The organism is bacterium SCSIO 12643 (assembly GCA_024398135.1).
GTDB lineage: Bacteria > Bacteroidota > Bacteroidia > Flavobacteriales_G > Salibacteraceae > CAJXZP01.
In genome coordinates this window covers 3472108-3493639 of sequence record CP073750.1, presented here as the reverse complement: position 1 = coordinate 3493639, position 21532 = coordinate 3472108, and the positions used below count along the sequence as shown (strand labels likewise).

28 protein-coding genes are annotated in these 21532 nt (G+C 34.8%); 4 read left to right on the top strand and 24 right to left on the bottom strand.

Going from position 1 to position 21532, the window contains the following annotated elements:
* The 3 genes from KFE94_15340 to KFE94_15330 are packed head-to-tail and all read right to left on the bottom strand — an operon-like array spanning window position 1 to window position 1298.
* Window positions 1-606: a hypothetical protein gene (locus tag KFE94_15340; GenBank protein UTW66013.1), complete on the bottom strand. Its 606-nt coding sequence runs from the start codon at window positions 604-606 to the stop codon at window positions 1-3.
* A 3-nt stretch (window positions 607-609) separates the two neighbouring features.
* Window positions 610-1035 (bottom strand): glyoxalase, encoded by a 426-nt coding sequence (locus KFE94_15335; protein UTW66012.1) that lies wholly within the window; start codon window positions 1033-1035, stop codon window positions 610-612.
* A gap of 26 nt (window positions 1036-1061) precedes the next feature.
* Window positions 1062-1298 (bottom strand): hypothetical protein, encoded by a 237-nt coding sequence (locus tag KFE94_15330; GenBank protein ID UTW66011.1) that lies wholly within the window; start codon window positions 1296-1298, stop codon window positions 1062-1064.
* A gap of 131 nt (window positions 1299-1429) precedes the next feature.
* Here KFE94_15330 and KFE94_15325 point away from each other — a divergent pair, with 131 nt between their 5' ends.
* Window positions 1430-1882 carry an Lrp/AsnC family transcriptional regulator gene (locus tag KFE94_15325; GenBank protein ID UTW66010.1) on the top strand — a complete coding sequence of 151 codons (453 nt, stop codon included), beginning with the start codon at window positions 1430-1432 and terminating at the stop codon, window positions 1880-1882.
* A gap of 53 nt (window positions 1883-1935) precedes the next feature.
* Here the strand turns inward: KFE94_15325 and KFE94_15320 are convergent, their stop codons facing one another.
* The 7 genes from KFE94_15320 to KFE94_15290 form a co-directional block, all read right to left on the bottom strand.
* The gene (locus tag KFE94_15320; protein ID UTW66009.1) at window positions 1936-3393 is read right to left on the bottom strand and encodes a hypothetical protein; all 1458 of its coding nucleotides are present in this window, start codon (window positions 3391-3393) and stop codon (window positions 1936-1938) included.
* A gap of 84 nt (window positions 3394-3477) precedes the next feature.
* The gene (locus tag KFE94_15315; protein ID UTW66008.1) at window positions 3478-4116 is read right to left on the bottom strand and encodes a PorT family protein; all 639 of its coding nucleotides are present in this window, start codon (window positions 4114-4116) and stop codon (window positions 3478-3480) included.
* Between the two features lie 68 nt (window positions 4117-4184).
* Window positions 4185-4793, bottom strand: coding sequence for a hypothetical protein (locus KFE94_15310; protein ID UTW66007.1), 609 nt, complete (start codon window positions 4791-4793; stop codon window positions 4185-4187).
* A 54-nt stretch (window positions 4794-4847) separates the two neighbouring features.
* A complete protein-coding gene (locus KFE94_15305) occupies window positions 4848-5915 on the bottom strand; it encodes a DUF4421 family protein (protein UTW66006.1) in 1068 nt (355 codons plus the stop codon).
* An 89-nt stretch (window positions 5916-6004) separates the two neighbouring features.
* Window positions 6005-6565: a hypothetical protein gene (locus tag KFE94_15300; protein UTW66005.1), complete on the bottom strand. Its 561-nt coding sequence runs from the start codon at window positions 6563-6565 to the stop codon at window positions 6005-6007.
* On the bottom strand, window positions 6562-7182 hold the full coding sequence (locus tag KFE94_15295) for a hypothetical protein (protein UTW66004.1): 621 nt from the start codon (window positions 7180-7182) through the stop codon (window positions 6562-6564). Before KFE94_15295 ends, KFE94_15300 begins: the two co-directional genes overlap by 4 nt.
* A gap of 4 nt (window positions 7183-7186) precedes the next feature.
* Window positions 7187-8056 carry a LysR family transcriptional regulator gene (locus KFE94_15290; protein UTW66003.1) on the bottom strand — a complete coding sequence of 290 codons (870 nt, stop codon included), beginning with the start codon at window positions 8054-8056 and terminating at the stop codon, window positions 7187-7189.
* A gap of 107 nt (window positions 8057-8163) precedes the next feature.
* On the opposite strand from KFE94_15290, the gene KFE94_15285 reads away from it, so the two are divergent.
* On the top strand, window positions 8164-8895 hold the full coding sequence (locus tag KFE94_15285; GenBank protein ID UTW66002.1) for an SDR family oxidoreductase: 732 nt from the start codon (window positions 8164-8166) through the stop codon (window positions 8893-8895).
* A 404-nt stretch (window positions 8896-9299) separates the two neighbouring features.
* On the top strand, window positions 9300-10253 hold the full coding sequence (locus tag KFE94_15280; GenBank protein ID UTW66001.1) for an alpha/beta hydrolase: 954 nt from the start codon (window positions 9300-9302) through the stop codon (window positions 10251-10253).
* Between the two features lies 1 nt (window position 10254).
* Here KFE94_15280 and KFE94_15275 read toward each other — a convergent pair whose 3' ends face one another.
* From KFE94_15275 to KFE94_15265, 3 genes are all read right to left on the bottom strand, one after another.
* Entirely contained in the window at window positions 10255-10770 is a 516-nt protein-coding gene (locus KFE94_15275; GenBank protein UTW66000.1) for a GNAT family N-acetyltransferase, read from the bottom strand.
* A gap of 151 nt (window positions 10771-10921) precedes the next feature.
* The gene (locus KFE94_15270) at window positions 10922-11317 is read right to left on the bottom strand and encodes a nuclear transport factor 2 family protein (protein ID UTW65999.1); all 396 of its coding nucleotides are present in this window, start codon (window positions 11315-11317) and stop codon (window positions 10922-10924) included.
* A 26-nt stretch (window positions 11318-11343) separates the two neighbouring features.
* Entirely contained in the window at window positions 11344-11661 is a 318-nt protein-coding gene (locus tag KFE94_15265) for a helix-turn-helix transcriptional regulator (protein UTW65998.1), read from the bottom strand.
* Between the two features lie 199 nt (window positions 11662-11860).
* Between KFE94_15265 and KFE94_15260 the strand changes: the two genes are divergently transcribed.
* Window positions 11861-12784 carry a DsbA family protein gene (locus KFE94_15260; protein UTW65997.1) on the top strand — a complete coding sequence of 308 codons (924 nt, stop codon included), beginning with the start codon at window positions 11861-11863 and terminating at the stop codon, window positions 12782-12784.
* Here the strand turns inward: KFE94_15260 and KFE94_15255 are convergent.
* The 11 genes from KFE94_15255 to KFE94_15205 form a co-directional block, all read right to left on the bottom strand.
* The gene (locus KFE94_15255) at window positions 12781-13452 is read right to left on the bottom strand and encodes a class I SAM-dependent methyltransferase (GenBank protein ID UTW65996.1); all 672 of its coding nucleotides are present in this window, start codon (window positions 13450-13452) and stop codon (window positions 12781-12783) included. The genes KFE94_15260 and KFE94_15255 overlap by 4 nt on opposite strands.
* An 89-nt stretch (window positions 13453-13541) precedes the next feature.
* Window positions 13542-14099: a hypothetical protein gene (locus KFE94_15250; protein ID UTW65995.1), complete on the bottom strand. Its 558-nt coding sequence runs from the start codon at window positions 14097-14099 to the stop codon at window positions 13542-13544.
* Window positions 14100-14185: 86 nt separating this feature from the next.
* Window positions 14186-15313: an alpha/beta hydrolase gene (locus KFE94_15245; GenBank protein ID UTW65994.1), complete on the bottom strand. Its 1128-nt coding sequence runs from the start codon at window positions 15311-15313 to the stop codon at window positions 14186-14188.
* A gap of 11 nt (window positions 15314-15324) precedes the next feature.
* The gene (locus KFE94_15240; GenBank protein UTW65993.1) at window positions 15325-15831 is read right to left on the bottom strand and encodes a hypothetical protein; all 507 of its coding nucleotides are present in this window, start codon (window positions 15829-15831) and stop codon (window positions 15325-15327) included.
* A gap of 334 nt (window positions 15832-16165) precedes the next feature.
* The gene (locus KFE94_15235) at window positions 16166-16627 is read right to left on the bottom strand and encodes a hypothetical protein (protein ID UTW65992.1); all 462 of its coding nucleotides are present in this window, start codon (window positions 16625-16627) and stop codon (window positions 16166-16168) included.
* Between the two features lie 370 nt (window positions 16628-16997).
* The gene (locus KFE94_15230; GenBank protein UTW65991.1) at window positions 16998-18248 is read right to left on the bottom strand and encodes a GTP-binding protein; all 1251 of its coding nucleotides are present in this window, start codon (window positions 18246-18248) and stop codon (window positions 16998-17000) included.
* A gap of 18 nt (window positions 18249-18266) precedes the next feature.
* Window positions 18267-19169 (bottom strand): sulfate adenylyltransferase subunit CysD, encoded by a 903-nt coding sequence (gene cysD / locus KFE94_15225; protein UTW65990.1) that lies wholly within the window; start codon window positions 19167-19169, stop codon window positions 18267-18269.
* Between the two features lie 9 nt (window positions 19170-19178).
* The gene (locus tag KFE94_15220) at window positions 19179-19787 is read right to left on the bottom strand and encodes a phosphoadenosine phosphosulfate reductase family protein (protein ID UTW65989.1); all 609 of its coding nucleotides are present in this window, start codon (window positions 19785-19787) and stop codon (window positions 19179-19181) included.
* Window positions 19777-20040, bottom strand: a complete 264-nt coding sequence (locus KFE94_15215; GenBank protein UTW65988.1) for a DUF2061 domain-containing protein — start codon at window positions 20038-20040, stop codon at window positions 19777-19779. The genes KFE94_15220 and KFE94_15215 overlap by 11 nt, the downstream gene beginning before the upstream one ends.
* A 116-nt stretch (window positions 20041-20156) precedes the next feature.
* Window positions 20157-20564 carry an Rrf2 family transcriptional regulator gene (locus KFE94_15210; GenBank protein ID UTW65987.1) on the bottom strand — a complete coding sequence of 136 codons (408 nt, stop codon included), beginning with the start codon at window positions 20562-20564 and terminating at the stop codon, window positions 20157-20159.
* A 91-nt stretch (window positions 20565-20655) separates the two neighbouring features.
* Window positions 20656-21507: a universal stress protein gene (locus KFE94_15205; GenBank protein UTW65986.1), complete on the bottom strand. Its 852-nt coding sequence runs from the start codon at window positions 21505-21507 to the stop codon at window positions 20656-20658.
* Window positions 21508-21532 lie beyond the last annotated feature (25 nt).

The following is a 21532-nucleotide window of genomic DNA, read 5'->3' as shown; positions in this document are numbered from 1 at the left end:
TTATATTGCATGAATTGGAGTTTGAAATTTTACTTTTTCAATAATCTCCGAACATATTTCATCAATAGTTTTATCCTCCAAATAAACAATGTGTTTTGCCAGTAAATATTGAGAAAAACTGTTTATAAATTCCATATTCTTATCCAAATACGACTGTAAAACCATCTCCTTAAACGGATGATTTTCGTAGCGAATTTTCAATCTTTTTGCTAAAATATTTTCCGACTTCTGAGAGTTTTTAGACGGTAGCAGTAGAAATACATTATTCAAAGCATCAAATATTTGCTTTAACTCTGTATATCTTTTTGGAGAGCAACAGTAAGTATCTGTTGCTCCCAAATCTATAATTCCATGAAATCTACTAAAGATATCCTTTAATTCAGTTGGACCAAAGAATTCACTGGCATAATCAATCAATGCTCCGAAACCATGTTCCTTAAGCACTCTTGTTCCGGCTACTAAATCATAGCCATTATTAAATCGATAAAACCATTTTAATCTGTCTACCGGGTAATTCCCCCACCCTATCCTTTCAGAAAGTTCAAGTGCAATGGTACTTTTTCCAACAGCTAATGGCCCGGTAATTATAATTGAATTTACCCGCATCTATCATTTACTTAAAAATATTCTATCTGGAAATTCAAATGTCTTAAATTCAATTGCATAACCACTTGGATCTTCTAAAAACATACTCATTTGTTCTCCTACCTCTCCTAAAAAAGCAACATGTGGCTCTACAACAAATGAGATATTACTTTCTATAAACGTAGCCTTTAATTCATGCCATTGGCTCCATTCTAAAATGGCTCCAAAATGAATAATGGGATATTTAGAATCCTTCCTCCATTTATGTTCCATTTTCATCACAAATTGCGAATTTTCATGAGCTGTCAATTGATGCCCGTAAAAATCAAAATCTACCCAATGTAAAGCTGATCTACCTATCTTGCATCCCAATACCCCTACATAAAAATCGATTGTTTCTTTTATGTTATTCACAGGAAATGCAAAATGAAAAGGAATGTTTGTTTTCATATTTCAACTTTTATAAAAATTACTACCTAGTATGTGCCATATTCTTCATCATACCCCCAATCCTCGTCTTGTGTAAAATCCTCAAAATCATCATCCATGACAACAAGAACTTCTGTCCCGGATAATCGACATCTATATGCACGTACCAAATCACCTTTAAATGGTACCGTAATCATTCGGGTATCTCCATTTAAGATTAAACCATCCAACTCCATTCTGTCGAATTTCGACAGTTTAGAATATTCTTTAATCGTCTTTTTCATATTCTTAATGTCATTTTAAAAAGTATAATTTATTACGCAAGTAATAAAATTTAGAAATATTATTTACACAATAACATCAAATAAGTAAAATAAACTATTTTAGATTTATTTTTTAGAATAAAACAATTAAAATGGATGCAATTGATAAGCAAATCCTAGAATTTCTCCAAAGTGATGCGAAATTGACCGCTAAAGAAATGGCGGAAAAGCTTTCATTAACCCCTACTCCGGTATACGAAAGGATTAAAAAACTTGAAAGGTCAGGGATTATTCAAAAATATGTTGCTTTGCTTGATGCGGAAAAAGCAAATAAAGGGCTAACTGTGTTTCTTAACATCACCATTAAAGAACACCAAATTGAACATCGGCAAAAATTCGTTCAGGAGATAAGTAATTTAAAAGATATTGTTGAACTATATCATACTTCCGGATCTTATGATTTTTTAGCCAAAGTGAGATTCTCAAACATTAAAGAATATAGAAACTTCTTAGTAAATGAAATCACAGCAATAAAAAACATTGGTGATATTGACAGTCAAATTGTTCTGGAAGAAATCAAATACAGTACTATTGTTCAGGTCTGATTAACTTAAAAACAGCACCTGGAGTTATTCGAATTTGAAAACCGTTCAATCCTTTAGTTGGTACTATTTATTGTTGGTATGGTAAAATCTTCTTCGGCTAACGGTTGAAGCTCTACCAAAGCACTTTTACTAGAGATATCCCCTTTAGAAGGTACCATATTTCCATCTTCATCTAATACAGCTGTGACATAGTATTTTCCAGGGTGCAAATAGGTGAGTTTAAATTCTGTTTCCGATTGCGCTAGCTCTGGAAATAATAAAACTTCATCCAATACATCTTGCTTGATATAACCATACTCCATAATAATCTTTCCCTGGGCATCGGTTAATGGTTGTCTAGACAAATAAATACTTACTTTTTTCCCTTTACTAGCATCATTTCTAGGCAGTTTTAGGTTTAACGAAGCAATCCCAGGTAGTTGTTCCATTCTATATGGGTCCTGAGCCATTTCGGCCAATACACTATAATCGGTTACACCATCATCTTGTGCTAAATAACTTGCAGAAGTTACAACGGGATAAGTATTGCCCCAATTGGGTGTGGGCATTCCTTTAGAAAAGTCCACCACATCTTTTTTTGATGGAAAATTAAATTGATCAGCTGCTTGCTTTGCGAGTTCCAAATGCTTTTTAGTTCCTTCAAACTTCATGTGCAAAGTAGGTTTAGGATAAGTTCCCATTCTACTCGTATAAGAATTAAACTTCAATTGATCTCCAGTAAAAGTTAATTCCATCCACATGATTTGCGCCCCTCCATAAGCATCAACCAATTTATAATAACTGCTATTCGGACCTTCTTTAGCTTCTGTTAAAACAAAGTAACTGGTCCGATAAATTCCATTTAAAACACCACCGTTACGAGCCATAATTGTTTTTGTTCCCTTAAAATTTGCCAGAAAAAATGATGTAAATAAATTCCCCATCGTACCGCCTTCAAAAATCCCATGCACCTGAGATGGACCAATAGCGCGATAATCAAACGCAAACCAGGGCATTTTTTCTCCCATTAAATTCATTTTACCCACCCAATGACCTTGCATATTCTCTAATAGTGCAAAACCCTGATTTTCGATATTTATTGGGGTAATCTGTGGAGGATCAAATGAATAATCAGCGGAAGTTTCATTCGATGCAGAATCAGTAGAAGTTTTTTCTAAAAAATTATTCTTTGCCCATCTCAAAATGGTCAACCGCTCTTCCTTTGGCATTAAACCTCCCACCGGCATTGGATTCTTATGATCGTTGATTCGTTTTAAAAGATTTCTATTTTCAGCTGCATTTTTGACATTTGCATACGTCTGTAAATCCAAACCCGCACTTGGGCTTTTACCCGCATGACAAGTCGTACAATAATTATAGATTATGGGCTTTACATAAGTATCATATGAGATCTGACTTAATTCTACTCCTGTTGAGGATTTGATGGTTTCTTTATTGGATGTACATTGAGTAAAAGCTAATCCTATAAAAACGAAAAGCATCAAATGGAATAATCTATTGTATAAATTCATTGAACGGTATTTAGATTACAATCTTACGACTCCACATTTAGATAACTTTTGATCTAGGTCAAAATCCTGAATGTGTAGCACCTATCAGCCCAAAATACTAAATATTACAGATATATTATGGAAGTTCACAGATTCTAATCTTGAATCCGGGGCTAAATCTAATAAACCAAATGTATACCTTAACTCAGGTAAAAAATGAAAAGTGGTAAAGGTTCTTTGCCCACCAATACCAAAATCTAGAGCAACATCCATGTTATTTTTAAATGTCTGAGAAGAATTATATTGACGTAAGGGTAATCTAACGTTAGGTCCCATAAAGAAATACGGCTTCCAGTTTTTATTCCCTTTTTTAAAAACGATATGCATCATTATTTCAGCGCTTACGGGCATGATATCATAAGACTTATTTCCAATAATACTACCATTGCTTAAATGTTGAACGCTAATTTCTCCCCCATTAAATGATAACTCCGCTTTTGGTGCAATGGATATGATTTTCGAAATTTTATAGTCCGCAACTATTCCGAACCTAAACCCCATGCCATTCGATGGTTCCACTTGAGTATATACGGATGGAGAGAATTCTTCATATAATATATTGGAATAATTCAATCCCAGACTAATTCCATAATTTAATTTTTTTTGTTCTTCACCATTCCCAAACTGGGCTAAAAGGGTGAACGACTGTAAAGTAATTAGACAGGCAAAAAGTACTTTCTTCATTTTTTTGATTTTTAAATTAAGTACTATTTTATCATTTTATGTTTTTACCAAAAGACTAACACTTTTAATTATTCTTTATGACCGCTCCATTTTACATATCCTACAATTAACAACAACTCAAAAAGAAGCATGGGAAATTGCCATAGTTCCTCAAAACCATCATAGCTACCACCTTTCCATGAATACCAATCTATGGCATCATAATCATAACTATTTCCCTCCAGATCATTGTATATAATATAGGTCACAAAATGATCGCCAAAACCGGTTTGTTCGCCTCTCGCTTTCTTCACCAAAAGAGATGGTGTAGCATCACTTTCTCCGGTTAAAATCGTTATCTGTCTCAACCTTCCACCTTTCTTATAAATGATATATTCGGAATCCATCAAATGTAATATGGGTGGATAAGGATTGTATCTCTCAATATCTTCATAAGGGATTCTTTTCCCATCCCAAAACAAATCAAAATCACACTTCAAATCCTGATTTAAATTCTGAAGACGTTTATTCATACTTGAATCACATCCTAAAATCACATCAGCTGATTGTAGTTCTTTGTCCAATTTAGCTTCAATAAAGATCCGGTAAACCCCATTCACCCGTAGCAGACCTTCTATGATAAACCAGTTGAGAGTGATCAACATTACAGCAAGGGAAATCCATTTAATGATCTTCATTTAAGGGAAACGTAAATAGCATTTTTTTATTCTGATCATTTAAAGGCTTTGACGCTATTTCTTAAACATCTTTCTAATAAAACCTGCAGAAAACCTTCTTGCCAGAACCAATCGAATTGATCCCAGATTATACTGCACATTCAGATTATCGGTTGAACCAGTTAAAAAATTCGTGGTATATGCTGATAATCCAACATAATATAGCGGTCCATTATAGCCCATAGCTGCACGTGATACTCCGAATATGTTATACCCATCCAAATAACGTGTAGGTTGTTGATCATAACTTACATCCGTACTCTCTATCCCCATTCCCATTTGCAATGACAAAGTGATAAAGAAATTTCGTTTGATGATAAACGAATAGATATATCCGGCACTTAAACCAGCATTTCGGGTTTGAATAGATTTAAAATGTAAGTCATCATAGAAATACAATTCCGGTTCATCTGGGGGAATCACAGCCTGAGGTAAAACTGTTGCAGAATCTACTGATGCCAACTCAAAAACATTCGCATATGCTCCAATAATCGGAGACCCTGCACTTATTAATTGGCGCTCATTTTGCGCAAATGAACTTAAGTACGAAAACTTTTTATGATTGACATTAAAGTATCCAGAAACCGCTAAAATTCCAGTACTTAAATCTGGTCGAACAGGATACCCTAATACTTCCGTATTATATTTCGGTAAAATGTTTTGGGGATTACTCCAATAATATCCTGAATATTTATTGTAGGCAATATCAAACCCAAATTTCCGCCCATAATGCGTTAAATTAAAGTCAAAATATTGAGATTCTCCGGATCCATCACCAATACTTACACCCGGTACATTGAACAGGATATTCAAACCTACTTTTTTGTAGTTAAACCCGAAGCCTAATCGTAAATTACTATTCGGTTTAAAACTTACGGTTTCTTCAGTTCGATAATCTTGTATCTCAAAAGAATTAAATCGGTCTACAACCAAAAGTCTTAGCGTAAGCGAATCCGACAAGCTTTGATAAAATGGGATATGTAAAACCTGGTCTACAGAATCTGCAACATCCTTTGGTTTCCCTGTGATTGTAAGCAGCATGGCGCAAACAACAAGAAAGAATCTGTGATAAACAAACCTCATTTTAAGACTCCAAAATTTTAAATTTTAAAAGGCCACAAACATATGTCATACCAAAATGACATTACTATACGAAAATTAAAAAGGTTTTATTATTTCATTAGGATATCTTTCTTCTTATCCGGAACATTTTTTAAGTGGTAAAAAACTTCTATTCTATCTTCAAAATCTTTTAATTCAAGTGTGGTCAAATCAATTATACCTTCACTCATAAACGTATCATATCGTTTTTCAAAACAAACCCATTTGGTTTCTGCCACGGTATAAACACAACAACTTTGCATCATACCCTGATATGGTTCATAAATACGAAAATTGTCTTTCTTCCAGGCTAATGTATCTGGATAAAACGGATATAAAAGAAAACTTAGCACCAGAGCTCCCACAATTCCTCTAAAAACCAAAGCCACTACTGCGACCAAAGAACCCAGCACATAGGTACCGAAGTAATACTTCCACTTAGACACTTGTTTAAAGAAATTCCAAAATAAACTCCACCCTGTAACAATTAAAACTAAATCAAAAACAAACTCTATTTCATATATCAATCCTACGTTCCATATATTCTTTGCTACAGAATTTAAGACTAAAATCAGTAAAAGGGTAAAATGAGTCTTCACCCAAAACTCAGAACTTATCATACTGTTCTTCAACTCAATGAATTTAATTCGTTGCTCAGATTTTGTCTCGCTTTACTTTCATATAAATCTCTAAAAAAATCCGTTTTAAAAATCTGTTCCTGATTCAAAAAGTGTTGGATCACTTTTCTTCTGCCTGGTTTATATAAAATATCAGGATATATTGAATATTCTTTTCGAATCTGAAAAGTATAATTCTGATATATCTCCCCGGAACTTCCAAGTATTGCCAGATCCGTATCTACAAAATAATTCGTATCGGAATCTGTACTTTTGATATGTGATTTTGTGGCTAATATCTGCTGGTAGCATAAATCTATATCTTCTTCACCCACAGACAATTTTCGCATCACCTTTTGAGCAAATTCAGCACTGGCTTCTTCATTGTTTTGCTTATGTGCTTTATACACGATGTCGTGATAAAACATGGTAAACAGAATCACATTCCAATTCCTCACATTCTCCTTCACTTTATTTAATTCAATCCAAATATGTTCAATATGCCTTAATCCATGATAGTATCTCTTGGAGTCGGTATAAGCCTTTTCAATTTTTGTCCATTGCAGATTAATCAAATCCCTATCATTCAAATAGTTTAAACAAAGTTGAATATAGACTTCTTTTAAATTCATGGTTTTATCCATTTCCAAAGCTTCTAAAATTTTGGCTATTCAGTTTATTTTTAGAAAAGTAAGAGATTAATTCCGATACCGCAGTATTTCGCAAACTTTTTCTTGGATAGGATAATCCTACTTCGCGAAAATATCTTGGTCCATTATATGGTCTTACCTCAAATCCATACCAGCCATCAATAAAACCTTCAGGTAAAAACGTAATTCCCAATCCAGCCATTAAACAGGTCAATGTTTCGGTTTTTGTGGCGCAATTAGCAACGGTATTCCATCCTCCTGTTTCTGGTTGGATAATGGATAAACATTGCTGATGCGCTTCACAAGGTGGACAATGAATAAATGGTTCATTGGATAAATCGGATAATTCAATAACCTCTTTACCTAACAAATGGTGTCCGTCCGGAATACACAATACGTAATCTTCTTTCCATAGTGGAAGAAATAAATCTTCGGCATACTTCCACTCTCTTACCAATAAATTCATTTCGCATTCTCTACTAATGGGCTGGATATCCCACTCAATCGTATCTAACAATTTTGAAGCTTTTCTAAAAAACTGCTGCTTATGCTCTTGCGGTAAACTATCTGCGACACCAATAATCACTTTGTTTTTGTATGTGGACTCGGCAAATATTTGCGACAATCCGTTCATCTCTCCTACCAGTCGTCTGGCTATGGGATACAAATAATGGGCTTCTGGCCTGATTCCAACACCTCTTTTATGCCGATCAAACAATGTTTTTCCTAATTCTGCTTCAAGCTGCTTAATCCCATTAGAAATATTGGGTTGAGATACAAAACATATATCTGCGGCTCGGGTTAAATTTTTCTGCTCATATACCGCAATAAAAAATCTCAGCAATCTAACATCCATAATTTTTAATTATGATAAACATTTAAAATTGGTATTTCACCACCATAAAATGGTAATCTAACTTTGTAAAATCAAAGCTTACAAATCTTTTATCAAAAATAATAATTATGGATACGCAACATAAACCATTAATCGCCATCACTGGTGCAAGTTCCGGAATTGGAGCTGCAACAGCTCAATTATTTTCTCAAAACGGCCATCCTCTATTACTTATGGCCAGAAGAATAGATAAAATCGAATCTCTTCAACTCCCAAATACCATTTGCAAAAAAGTAGATGTCACACAAATGGATGAATTAAAACGAGCGATCAAAGAAGCCGAAGAACAATTCGGCCCAGTAGATTGTATGATTAATAATGCGGGTGTGATGCTTTTGGGAGACATTGCCAATCAAAATCCCGAAGAATGGAAAACCATGTTTGATGTCAACATTATTGGTGTTTTAAACGGAATGCAAGCAGTTTTACCTCAAATGAAAAACAGAAAACATGGAACGATCATAAATACCAGTTCCATTGCTGGTCGTAAAACCTTTCCAAATCATGCTGCTTATTGCGGGACAAAATTTGGAGTCCATGCCATCACAGAAAACGCTCGTGAAGAAGCTGCTTCTTCAAATATTAGAATGGTAACTATTGCACCAGGAGCGGTTGAAACAGAACTATTATCTCATACAACTTCAGATGATATCAAAAGCAATTACAAATCATGGAAAGATGATATGGGAGGTGTACTCTCTCCTCAAAATATTGCAGATACCATGTGGTATGCATACAACCAACCTCAGGGAGTGAATATTAGAGAAATCGTTATTGCAGCTACAAGACAAGAACCTTAGAAATAAAAAAAACAAAGTGATGTGGGGCAATTCATCACTTTGTTTTGATTCTACTATTTCAAATTTCATCCTTCGTCTCCATCTGTGAACACAAGAGCAGGATAAACGAAATGGCAGCCTTAAATCACCAACTAACCAATGTCAATTGGCATCACACATAAGTAATTATGGTTCGCAATCTAAAATCTAAAAGTGACTTTTGGTATCCGTATAAACACGTATTTTCTATTTTAAGAATTACGGAATAAAACATCTATTCGGAGAATTTAGACTCTAAATTCCAAATACTTACAACTAGCTCATCAAAAACACTTCTAGAATTAGTAAAATTTAAGATTTGAATCCAGCGATTTTTTTTGCTTAACCTGTGATTTTATTTAATTCGTAACTCCAGATCTTACGCAATGAAATTTTACTATTTATTACTCTTGTTGGGAATATATGCTTGTAACAATGATCCCTTACTTCAATCGGGAAACTTCCATACCCAAATTGATTCTTTAGATATTCACTACGTAATTAAAGGTATCGGTCCGGCCATGTTTGTCGGACATTTAAACTCGGGTAAAATCGGATACGAAAAAACGCTCTCTGAATTAGAAGATCAATTTACCATGATATATTATGACCCGCGAGGAACCGGTAAATCTGAAGCACCAAAGCACGTTACTGACTATGAATATGATCATTTGATTCAAGAAATTGACCTACTTAGACAGCACCTTGAATTAGATAAAATATGGATTTTTGGACACTCTGATCAAAGCGAAATTGCCATGGAATATGCCATTGAATACCCGGGACATATTCAAGGATTGATCCTGAGCGGTACTCATTTTGTTGAACAGAACCCGTCTGAACTATATGAACTGCGAGAATTTGAAAATACAAGACGTCAAAACCAGTGGTTTAATCAGGTTGTTAATGATTGGGAATATCGTATCGAGTTTCAAACTCTAACGGATTCTAATGGTCGTGATTTAACATATGCCCCTATAAAATGGTGGTGTTATGATTCCGCTAGTGCGCAAAAGGTCATTCCCATTTATAACCTTATTTCTCAAACTGGCAGACGTAAAACTATAAATGGTCAATCGCCATTTTCAACATCAGAGGAACGCCAAAAGTTATTTGACAGAGTTCATTCCTATCAAAACCGCTATCACGAAATTCAATGTCCAACATTTATATTACAGGGTGAATTTGATTCCAACAATCCTCCTAAGCTTGCAAAAAAGCTAGATGCTCAATTACCAAACTCGACTTTAGTATTACTTCCTAAATCTGGTCATTTCCCATGGGTGGAACAACCTGAAGAAAGTTTTAAAGCTATTTCAAACTGGTTGGATACGCTCTAATTTAAGAATTGCTTTTTAATGAATTCCATCTTTCTCTAGTAAGATCCATATTGAGTCTAACCCACGTATCTCCTGTCACACGCATCGTTCGTATATAAAACGGGTTTATCTTAAACCCCGCATTTTCATAACATTTAATGGCTGCTAAATTCCAATCAAAAACATTTAAATCAACCTTATCGACTTTTGGGTCATCAAAAAACTTCTCGGCCATTTTAAACACAATTTGCTCACCGATTTTTTGCCCCCTAAACGATTTATCACCGATCAAAATTCTGGATAACCTATAATGTCCTTTCTGATAGTTTAATTCGCAATGCCCTATAACTTCATTCGTTTCTTTCCATACCACTTTAAAAGGAACCAAATCATCCATCTTCAGATAATTCTCTAATTGTTCTCTCGTCAATGGAAAAGTAAAAATAGGTCCGGCAAATTGAAACAACTCTTTCTCGTTATTAATCCAGGATATAAAAGTGTCAAAATCTAAGGGTGTAAATTCTTGTAATTCTATCATTTTAATTTCCAATATGTAAATAGCTCACTCCTGCTTTTAGATTCTTAGAAAATATCAATCACTTTGATTATGACATGCAATTTATTTATGATTTCGACACCCGGTAAGCGAAAATTTACCTGTTTTTAAACCAATAGGAAAATACCTGTTTTTAACTGCTTACTGCGTCTGCAACCAATTTTGTATCAGTATATTGCTTAAACCTTTCCACTTTCCCGTCCATGAGGGTATATCGATGAACGAATTCAGCTTCCATAAATTTACCAGTATCCTTATATGTTCCCGAATATTTACCAAATACAAATACATCTGCTCCTGCATCAACAAACTCATCTACTGATGCTTTCCAATCCGTCCAGTTTTTTCCAAAACCCTTAAATACATTATTTGCAATATCATTAAATCCAATAAAATGACCTCCTCCCGGAAAGCCCTTCATTTGAACCCATTCAATATTCTCAGCGAATATAGCGGCTATTTCTGCTCCATTTCCTGCCGCAAAATGTTTATATAAATCCTTTATTATTTCAATGTTTTGATTCTCCATCGTTTCTTTAATTCTAATCTGTTTATCTAATTTGATTTTTGAGACAATCTATCCTGCCCCCATGTAGCCATCAATTCTAAAATTGGAATTAATGACTTGCCTGATTCTGTTAACGAGTATTCTACCTTCGGTGGAACCACCGGATATACTTTTCTATGCACAATCCCCTCACTTTCCAGCTCACGTAAACTTTTGGTGAGCATTTGCTTGGTGATCTCCGGGATCGACCTTTGAAATTCTCCAAAACGCTTGATATCTCCATTCAATTCCTGAAGAATAAGTGGTTTCCATTTTCCACCTATCACCTTAAGAATTTCACGCATTGGACATTTATTTTTAATCATTTTAGCTTATATTTATTTGAAAAACAACAAAAGTATGATTTAATGACCTAAGGATTAAAAAAAATGACTACTTGTATAAAACAAACCTAAATTATTGTTTTGTAACAAACATGTATAGATGAACATTTTTCGGATTTATGTACTCCTACTACTCACGTTTAATAGCGCTTGTAATACCACGATAACAAATACTAAATCTATGACAAATCAATCTAAATCTTACAGCTGTGATGTAGAAACAGGTACCTGTGATACCGTAGTTGAAAATCACGTAGAAGAAATTCAAATTCCGCAAACAAAGAAAGTAACTCTGATCTATTACACTGATCCTATTTGCTCTGCCTGTTGGGCTATCGAACCAGCATTAAAGAAGTTCAAATTAGAATATGGTGACTTTGTAAAGGTTGACTATAAAATGGGAGGTTTATTACCAGGATGGGAAGGCTTTGCAGATAAAGCAAATGGTATATCCAAACCATCGGATGTATCGCATCACTGGGACGAAGTAGGTCAAAACTCGGGAATGAGTATTGACGGTGATGTTTGGTTACAAGATCCTCTATCCTCTTCTTATCCTCCGTCCATTGCCGTAAAAGCCATGCAAAAACAAAGTGATGTATTGGCTTTACAATTTTTAAGAAGAATACGTGAAATGGTTTTTCTAGAGAAAAAAAATATCACCAAAGAAGTACACCTCATTAAAGCTGTAACCGATTGTGGTGGGGATTCTACACAATTTTTACAGGATTATCATAATCCATTAACAGCACAGGCCTTTTATACCGAAATTCAGGATGGTAGAAACCTTGGTGTACGTGGTTTTCCAACATTTATTTTTGTTGATGAAACAGGGAACGGGCTCAAAATTTCAGGCATGTCGTCTTACGAAAATTACATCACTGCACTTGAAAAAGTTTATGGAGAGACCATTGAACCTAAAAAAATCAAATTAAACGAACTGGAACTATTGAAGAAATATAGTTATATGGCTACAAGGGAAATTGCTTTTGTATTGTCTCAATCTGATCATGAAACTGAAAAAAACTTAGAAGTACTGGTTTCAAATGGGGTTATCGAAAAAGTCCCCCAGAAATACGGCAACTTTTGGAAAATTATGATCTAACGCTTTCTTAAGATCAAAGTATTAAATCTACGACTTACCTTTTCACCAACTTTTGAAGTTACTTGTTCTTCAAAACCTGGAATCGCTTCAATCTCAAATTGCGTTTGGTCAATTAGATTTTTGATTTTGTCCTGATCATAAAACTCGAACCCCCATTTGGTAAACGGTAACGTCTTCATTGATTCTTTATGGACAAAGCAAATGCAGACCTTACCTTCGAGTTTTAATACTCTATATATTTCTTTAAAGAAAGCCACTGGGTTCTGCCAAAAGTATATCGTATTCACTGAGAATATTCTTTGGAAAGTATCCGATTCAAAAGGAATCGTTTGCCCATCGTATAAATGATATTCCGCTTTCCCTTGTTTTATAAATTGGATGTTGATTTCCTGAGCTTCGGCATACATTAAATCCGATATTTCCAATCCAAAATATCGGATTGCTTCTGCCTGGTTAAGCACTTCGGGCAAATGTCGACAATTTCCATGACCAATCTCCAAAACCTGCATGCCTTTTTGTACATCCAAATGACCTATCGCATTTAATGTCATGGATATATTGGTTTCATTCATGGTATTGGCTACCTTCACACCAATATCTCCAGTAGGCTGGCTTAATTGTTTAGCTAATTCTTTTAAATCTTCTTCGGTAAATTCAGATAACTTCATCTGGTTTGATATTGGTTGATTATTGTTCCTTTCACGAAATCCCAATATTAGAAGTTAATTGATCATTTTCAAATACCTTTAAATTGGTATTATGCGTTTTGTTTTTCTAATAATAACGAAGCAGATTTACATAAACTTTTAATCCTACTCTCAGTCATCATCCAGTTTTCCGGAACCTTATCTGTAGTTCCATATCCTGAGGCCTTCTTCACCCATACTTTATTCTCATATAGGTTACAACCACCTTTACCGGATGATGAGTTTTTGAGACGTTCAAATATTTCTTTAGGAGTTGCCAGATATATCCGTGGTGCATCCAGTTTTTCCACATCCTTGAACTGTACCAGACTAAATATAGTATGTGGTCCAAATCTGGAAAACCAACGCTCTGCAGCTTTAATATAATCTCGTTTACCGCGAGTCACATAATCTTGTGTAAGTCGCCACAAACCATCCTGACTTCCTTTTACAGCAACGTTAATTTCATTTTCATCTAAGGTGATTTTGAAATTGTAATGGGAGTCCTCTATGCCATGTGGCTTAGATATTTTATAACCCAGACGTGCAAAAAAACCTGCAGTAAATGCTTCTGAAGCCATCCGCATATTCCACTCAGGAGCGCGATTAATAATAACAATTTTTCTCATAATACTTACGTTTAATGATTTAACCTAAACCCGGCATGATCTACTAAATCGGGTACTAAACGTTCGTCTATAAATAGACCTAAACCTTATTCCATTTGCCACTCTCTGCTATTCGCCAGCTTTTTTCTTTCTCTGGATTTCGCATCAAATGGTACATTTCTTAAGGTCATGGTAATATCATCATTCACGGTTGCCCATAAATAATAACTATGCTCAACCAGTCCTTTTACGATTGGTGAACAATCTACTTGATGTATTTTGTTATGTATGAGTTGTGGTCGTGCGGTACCTGTGTGTCCTAATCTTTGGGTATTTCCTTTAGTAAAATCGGAGATATACATTGCTGTATCTCCATTATTATAATATACGCTAATATGATTGCTCAATTCATGAATCTGTGCCATTGGTTGATCATGTTCAAAAACATTGTCATTGACATCCGGGGCACACATAAAGAGGTTATCAAATACTCTTGGCATTTGTCTGGAGTTAGAATATCCAATAATTTTCTTTAGTGCATTCTGTAATACGTAATTTCCCATGGAATGGCACAATAAACTAATGGATTGCCCACATGGTTGTAATTCCTGATCTGAAGATCGATGTATTTTATATAAAAAATCTCTCAACTTTAAAATGCCTCTCGCAATGGACTGCGCAGAATCCCGTGCATCACTTCTATCAGATTTGTACGCAGCAAAAGGCATCATACTTCCATCTGATGGCCAGGAAAACAAGACTACTTTGATCATTGTATCCTCATCAGAATTGTTACGGTTCACCATAAACTCCATAGCTAATGCTGCACCTACTGCCTCATCCCATGACACATTAAATCCATGCATATATACCAGGACATCCGAAGTCTGATCCATGTAGTTTTTTAAACCCTTGAAAAAACGTGTAGAAGAATTATCATCAAATGTAATTTCTTGATCTGTTTTTCCGGTTTGATCTTCGTAAGCCTTAATATGAGCGTGACGTGCTTGTTTCGTCAAATAATTAGCTAAACTTTCTCCATCCCCTTCCCTTCCTGATTTGAATTTCTTGTTCAAATGCTTTTCTACAATCTTTTGATCTATATCTAATGTCAACTCTCCAAATCTCAAATTGTAATGTCCATCACTACTGAATTTTGGGCCATATCCCGTTGGATTCCACCTATCATTCCCCTGATGGTTTCTATTTGTTGCAAAAAATAATTGTGCTTTCATAGGTGATCTTTTTAAGCTAACATGTGGTTTAATTCAACAACTGATGCTTCTTTATGCGCTGGAATATTCATATCCAAAGCCATTTCTTTAGACTTGCTCATATCCCATTGCTTTCTTGCTGCGTTGATAATAACTCCTATTACAAACCTTATGGCTATATATTCAACGGATTCAGGTAAATAGGGAATATTTATTTTTTCATTGGCTAGTTTAGATAGACGTACGATTAAGCGTTTGGCTTCCTCATCGTCAATACCTTTATCCAGACTTCTTACCAAATCATAAAATTCATTCGGAAGATTATCATATAAAAAGCGATCAATTTTAATCACAATTTTGATTAGAATTTTCTCTTCTCCTGTTTCATTGATAATAGGCACGTTTATCTTTTGATTGAGCCTTTGAGCTAAATCTTTAATCTCTGCATCAGTCATTTTAGACCTTTTACTTGCCGGAGCAAAGTACTCGTCTAAGAGACTTTTAAACTGGTCTTCAGTAAGTTCATTAATTGTCGCCATGGTTATGTTTGTTTGGTTGTTTTAAGTTTAAATGACTGAAAATTTATTTAAAACGAATCCTGTCATTTTCATAAAAGTCTAGTTTTTAGATATTAAAAACAAATCTTTTAATTCGGTTCTTTTTCGCTGCCTTAAAATTAAACATCTTATTTTGTTTTTGGTATCAGGGTAAATACGTATTTTTTATATTGGTGACTTTACGCATTTAAGCACATATAGCACTAATAAACAACCACTTACACCTTAAACACTAGTGACATCAAAAAAATCAAAAAATATACATGTATCCTACAGCGGCATTCTTATAGTCACTTAATAATAAATAACTTACGTTTTATTCTTGTCTTCTTAATTCCTTTTTTAATAATTCATTCTCCTTTTCTAACTCTCTAATTTCAAGAATTTTCTGAACAGCTACATAAGCTAATCCAATGGCCAACATACCTAGAAGAATTATGTATAAAAACCGAATCCGAATCCAACGTTCTGCTCTTTTTTGGTTGTTCGAAATAGATGAATAAAATTTATATCCTCCAGATTGAATAAAATCAAACCCCTGATGCGTTAAGCTTAAAAATGGAAAACCTTCCGGCCCATATACGCCTTTGTTTGAAATTATCTTGACATTATGGTCTGCTATTAGTTTTTCCTGTAATTTTTCCAGTTTTTCTCTTTGTGCATTCGTAATGATCGACCCAGATTCATAAAACGCATAAAACGTTGTCATGACTGAATCATCATAGTGGTCTCTAAGATGTCTGAGTATTTTATTCAGATCAGATGCATGTGCCGTCATAGTCACACCAGGTTTGTTCGGTTCTGTTCAGTTATTTCTTAATTCATTTAATGGTGTGGTAAATACTTATTCTATGATACTCCAACACCAAATAAAATCGCGGCAATTTACTATGGCGTTCGCACTTTTGGTATCAGGGTAAATACGTATTTTTTGTAATTCCCCAAAAGCTAAAAAAGTCTTATAAACATATCAACATCAACACTTTAAACCCAAAATATCAAAAAAATAGTTTTTACAGTTTTTTTTGGCATCACGTCTTAAAAAGTAGGTTTTCGTTTTAAAACATAAAAAAATCCAACTAACGATGTTAGTTGGATTTTTTATCTGAAACTTTATTTAGGACTCAAACAAATAAAGCTTCTATCTATTATCCACTAATAAATCCTACTCCAGCGGTGGTATTGGTTTGCGCATCAATTAAAATAAACGAACCATTTTCTTTATTATCACTAAAACGATCAAAATATATCGGTTGGTTTAGCTTCAATTGGACCTCTCCAATCTGGTTTAATGTCAAAGTCTGATCATTAATATCATTCTTAGCAAAATTTGCTCCGTCTAATAATTGTACTCCACCTATTTTCGCTAATACCGTATGTACTCCATGTTGAAGATGATATTTACCTCCTACTCTTAACGCTGATTTATCCATCCAACACACTGTAGCTTTGAGTTCTTTGCTCACTTGAGGCAACTCTCCATCTTTAACTATCATATCACCTCTACTCACATTAATATCATCCACTAAAGTGATGGTAATCGAGCTTCCGGCTTTTGCCTTTTGATACGCATCATCAAAAAAATGAATCTCCTTAACTGTAGACTTTGTACCTGAAGGTAAGACCTGAACAGCATCACCTACCGATAAATGTGCTCCATATAGTTTACCTGCATATCCTCGGAAATCATGATATTCTTCCGTTTTGGGTCTAATCACAGTCTGTACTGGAAATCTTGCTGAAGCTTTCTCATAGATATCTTCTGCCTGCATATTTTCCAAAGTGTCCATCAACGTTTCTCCTGAATACCATGAAATTCTTTCAGAAGACTCCACTACATTATCTCCATGCAGAGCACTTATTGGAATAAAAGTAATTTGTTGATTTTTATACGTACCTGCACTTTGCAGCTTCTTAATATCTTCTTTGATCTGATTGAATTTATCCTCTGAAAAATCTACCAAATCCATTTTATTCACCGCAACAATTATATTCTTAATTCTAAGTAAATTATTGATATAAAAGTGTCTTGCGGTTTGCTCAATCACTCCATTTCTAGCATCCACCAAAATGATAGAAGCCTGAGAAGTCGAAGCACCCGTCACCATATTTCGAGTATACTCAATGTGCCCTGGTGTATCAGCGATAATATAACTTCTATGAGGCGTTGAAAAATAGATATGTGCCACATCAATGGTAATCCCCTGTTCTCTTTCTGCTACCAACCCATCTGTTGCCAATGAGAAATCTAAATAATCTAAACCTTTTCGGGCACTACTTAGCTGAATGGCTTCCAGCTTATCCTCTGTCAACGATTTCGTATCATATAAAATACGTCCGATCAACGTACTTTTTCCATCATCTACGCTACCCGCAGTAGCTATCTTTAATACTTCCATGTTTTCGTCTACTATTTATTAAAAATAACCCTGCTTTTTTCTTTTCTCCATGGCCGCTTCAGAACGTTTATCATCAATTCTCGCTCCTCGCTCAGATATTCTTGAACTTCTAATTTCACTCACAACATCTGTAATCGTATATGCTTCTGATAATACTGCTGCGGTACAACTCATATCTCCAACAGTTCTAAAACGAACCACCTGTTCTTCCACGGTCTCATCTTCTTCTCTATACACCACATCATCCTCAGCTGACCAAATCAAACCATCTCTCCAGAAAATAGATCTCTTATGCGCAAAGTATATTGAAGGTATCTCAATATTCTCTTTTTCTATATAACTCCACACATCTAATTCGGTCCAGTTCGAAATTGGAAATACACGAACATTTTGCCCTAAATCAATTCTACCATTAAGCATATCGAATACCTCCGGTCTTTGATTCTTTTCATCCCACTGACCAAAATCATCTCTTACAGAAAACACACGCTCTTTGGCTCTTGCTTTTTCTTCATCTCTTCTGGCTCCTCCAATACATGCATCAAATCCAAATTCTTCAATGGCATCTAATAAAGTCTCCGTTTGCAGCATATTTCTACTTGCATATTTCCCTGACTCTTCTTTTACCTTTCCTGAATCAATATTGTCCTGAACATGTCTTACAATTAGTTCAACACCCAACTCTTCAACCAATCGATCTCTAAATTCAATAGTTTCCGGGAAATTATGCCCCGTATCGATATGCATTAATGGAAATGGTATCTTCGCTGGATAAAACGCTTTTTGCGCCAATCTTACGAGAGTAATTGAGTCCTTACCACCTGAGAATAATAACACTGGTTTTTCAAACTGCGCTATAACTTCTCTAAGTATATGAATTGCTTCACTTTCTAAAGCATTCTCTCTTAAAACTTCCTTCATCCTGTTTGCTTAAGCGTGTAACCCGCATTCTCTATTTTCCAAAACTTTGGTTGGATCGTAATATCTTGTTTCATTTGGAATATTATGTGCTTCCAAATACGCATCTAATTCTTCGTCAGAATAATTGTAAAACGGGCTTACTTTAATCACTCCATCAGCACTTAAAGAAACCACATCAATACTATTTCTAAATGCAGTTTGATTTTTTCTTAGATTGGTAAACCAAACTTCAGGTTGGTGGACGGCCATTGCTCTTCTAAAAGGTTCTAACTTCACCTGGTCTGTAAATACCTTATGTTCTTCACTATCCACCTCCGGAATTCCCATCAAGGCTTTTCTATAAGCCTCAGTTTGTTGCGGGACATACATATGAACATTTAAGTTTAAGGTTCTAATTAGTTCATCTGCATGTTTGTAAGTATAAGAAGTATTATAACCTGTATCACACCAAATCACATCGATATCATTTTTGACTCTACTAACCGCATGCAAAATAGCGCCTTCGTAAGGTCTAAAATTTGTTGTCACCACAGACTTTTTGTTTAAACCCAGAGCCCACTGTATAATCTCAGTCGGAGATTTCTGATTTAATTCTTTGTTAACCTCATTAATATCCATTTGACTTCCCCCATTTTATAGATGCCCAAACTCTTTCATGAAAGAAATACAACAACATCTTCGTCACCAACTCCACTGCACCGATGGAAAATGCCAATGTAAGTGTGCCCGTAATCAACCAGGAGATCAATACTGTATCCACTGTACCTACTACACGCCAACTTATTGATTTTACTACACTTCGGATTGGTTTTTCAGATGTGCTATCGGATTGATAATTACGCTGTTCACCTTTCAATTGAATTATGCCCATCCCAGATTTTCTTTTAAATTACTATTACCCTATCGGAATACTAGGATAATTATGCAAATGTATATACGAAATCCATTAGTGAACTATAATTTAGAAATTAATTATCCAGTAAAATGTTAAATAATGTCTGCCAGGGTATTATTTCCAAGGACTTTTAAGGTACTATCTCTAACCTGAATCATCAGTAAATGCACAGAACACGCATCTTCATCCGGGCAATCATCACATTTTTCATAGTAATTTAAACTTACACATGGTAACATGGCAATTGGGCCTTCCAAATTTCGAATTAAATCAGTCATACCAATCTCAGCGGGTGATTTTAGGAGGTAGTATCCTCCCCCTTTACCCTTCTTGGACCCTACATACCCCATTTTCTTAAGCGACAACAAAATACTCTCTAAATACTTATGCGAAATATTTTCACTTTCAGCAATGACAGAAATCTGCACAGGAGCATTTTCCTGGTGTCGGGCAATGTAGGTCAGTGCTTTTAATCCATATTTAGTTTTTCGAGAAAGCATATGCGAATGTAAATATATTGCGGAATTTTCGCTACTTTATCTCCAGCAAATTCTCTTTGAAAGCTTCTAAATAAGGGCAAAACAACTTGTTTTACATTTCAGGGTTAGTTTCTAAAACTAATATTGGAATATTGATCCGATCCACTAATTGATCCAAATAACCTGAAGAGTCAAAGACCTTACTCCATAGAGATTCTCTTCTTTTACCTCTCCCTAAGCATACCAAATCACTTTTATTTTGTTGCATAAAAGTGATCATTCCATCTATGATTTGCGCCCCTTTATGATAGGTACATTTTATCTCGGGGTTATTTTTCTCAAGCTGTTTCCACTCATCAGATAAACCTTCCGATTTAGAATAAAAATTGCTTTTCTGTATATGAAATGCATGCAAAGCTTTGCGGGTAAGCTTTCCCAACTCCAAAGCAAAATCAATGTTACAAGATCTAAGTGTTCGCTTACTACACCCTAAAACAATTTGTGACGACTCTTTAAATTGTTGATCTTTTTGAACAATCAAAATGGAACCTTTGTAATCGTCTAGCAGATATTTAATTAAACGACTATCATTTTTATTTTTTCCTTCTTTTTTACCTACGAAAACAAGATCTGGATTAATCTTCTGTGTTTGATCTTTAATCATCCATATAAGGTCACCAAACTCTACTAAAGATTTCGTCTCAATCCCCTCAGTATGAATCATCTCACATATGGAAGATTGCAAAATAGTGACTGACTTCCGTTCTTTTTCGATAATCTGTGTCAAAGAATCCAGATTCTCATCTGCGATTTTCTCATCCTGATCAATCACATGAAATATATGGATACATGCATTTTGCACCTTTGCCATTGAAATCGCATACTTCAAAGCGATATATGATGCTTCAGAAAAATCCATAAGCACCATATAATCGTATGATTTATATTGATTCTCTTTTTTCAAAGCTTTGATTTCAATGAGGTCCGAA

Excerpts from the sequence above, each read along its gene's own strand:
- KFE94_15340 (UTW66013.1), bottom strand. The coding sequence starts at position 606 with ATGCGGGTAAATTCAATTATAATTACCGGGCCATTAGCTGTTGGAAAA.
- KFE94_15335 (UTW66012.1), bottom strand. The coding sequence starts at position 1,035 with ATGAAAACAAACATTCCTTTTCATTTTGCATTTCCTGTGAATAACATA.
- KFE94_15330 (UTW66011.1), bottom strand. The coding sequence starts at position 1,298 with ATGAAAAAGACGATTAAAGAATATTCTAAACTGTCGAAATTCGACAGA.
- KFE94_15325 (UTW66010.1), top strand. The coding sequence starts at position 1,430 with ATGGATGCAATTGATAAGCAAATCCTAGAATTTCTCCAAAGTGATGCG.
- KFE94_15320 (UTW66009.1), bottom strand. The coding sequence starts at position 3,393 with ATGAATTTATACAATAGATTATTCCATTTGATGCTTTTCGTTTTTATA.
- KFE94_15315 (UTW66008.1), bottom strand. The coding sequence starts at position 4,116 with ATGAAGAAAGTACTTTTTGCCTGTCTAATTACTTTACAGTCGTTCACC.
- KFE94_15310 (UTW66007.1), bottom strand. The coding sequence starts at position 4,793 with ATGAAGATCATTAAATGGATTTCCCTTGCTGTAATGTTGATCACTCTC.
- KFE94_15305 (UTW66006.1), bottom strand. The coding sequence starts at position 5,915 with ATGAGGTTTGTTTATCACAGATTCTTTCTTGTTGTTTGCGCCATGCTG.
- KFE94_15295 (UTW66004.1), bottom strand. The coding sequence starts at position 7,182 with ATGAATTTAAAAGAAGTCTATATTCAACTTTGTTTAAACTATTTGAAT.
- KFE94_15290 (UTW66003.1), bottom strand. The coding sequence starts at position 8,056 with ATGGATGTTAGATTGCTGAGATTTTTTATTGCGGTATATGAGCAGAAA.
- KFE94_15285 (UTW66002.1), top strand. The coding sequence starts at position 8,164 with ATGGATACGCAACATAAACCATTAATCGCCATCACTGGTGCAAGTTCC.
- KFE94_15280 (UTW66001.1), top strand. The coding sequence starts at position 9,300 with ATGAAATTTTACTATTTATTACTCTTGTTGGGAATATATGCTTGTAAC.
- KFE94_15275 (UTW66000.1), bottom strand. The coding sequence starts at position 10,770 with ATGATAGAATTACAAGAATTTACACCCTTAGATTTTGACACTTTTATA.
- KFE94_15270 (UTW65999.1), bottom strand. The coding sequence starts at position 11,317 with ATGGAGAATCAAAACATTGAAATAATAAAGGATTTATATAAACATTTT.
- KFE94_15265 (UTW65998.1), bottom strand. The coding sequence starts at position 11,661 with ATGATTAAAAATAAATGTCCAATGCGTGAAATTCTTAAGGTGATAGGT.
- KFE94_15260 (UTW65997.1), top strand. The coding sequence starts at position 11,861 with ATGACAAATCAATCTAAATCTTACAGCTGTGATGTAGAAACAGGTACC.
- KFE94_15255 (UTW65996.1), bottom strand. The coding sequence starts at position 13,452 with ATGAAGTTATCTGAATTTACCGAAGAAGATTTAAAAGAATTAGCTAAA.
- KFE94_15250 (UTW65995.1), bottom strand. The coding sequence starts at position 14,099 with ATGAGAAAAATTGTTATTATTAATCGCGCTCCTGAGTGGAATATGCGG.
- KFE94_15245 (UTW65994.1), bottom strand. The coding sequence starts at position 15,313 with ATGAAAGCACAATTATTTTTTGCAACAAATAGAAACCATCAGGGGAAT.
- KFE94_15240 (UTW65993.1), bottom strand. The coding sequence starts at position 15,831 with ATGGCGACAATTAATGAACTTACTGAAGACCAGTTTAAAAGTCTCTTA.
- KFE94_15235 (UTW65992.1), bottom strand. The coding sequence starts at position 16,627 with ATGACGGCACATGCATCTGATCTGAATAAAATACTCAGACATCTTAGA.
- KFE94_15230 (UTW65991.1), bottom strand. The coding sequence starts at position 18,248 with ATGGAAGTATTAAAGATAGCTACTGCGGGTAGCGTAGATGATGGAAAA.
- cysD (UTW65990.1), bottom strand. The coding sequence starts at position 19,169 with ATGAAGGAAGTTTTAAGAGAGAATGCTTTAGAAAGTGAAGCAATTCAT.
- KFE94_15220 (UTW65989.1), bottom strand. The coding sequence starts at position 19,787 with ATGGATATTAATGAGGTTAACAAAGAATTAAATCAGAAATCTCCGACT.
- KFE94_15215 (UTW65988.1), bottom strand. The coding sequence starts at position 20,040 with ATGGGCATAATTCAATTGAAAGGTGAACAGCGTAATTATCAATCCGAT.
- KFE94_15210 (UTW65987.1), bottom strand. The coding sequence starts at position 20,564 with ATGCTTTCTCGAAAAACTAAATATGGATTAAAAGCACTGACCTACATT.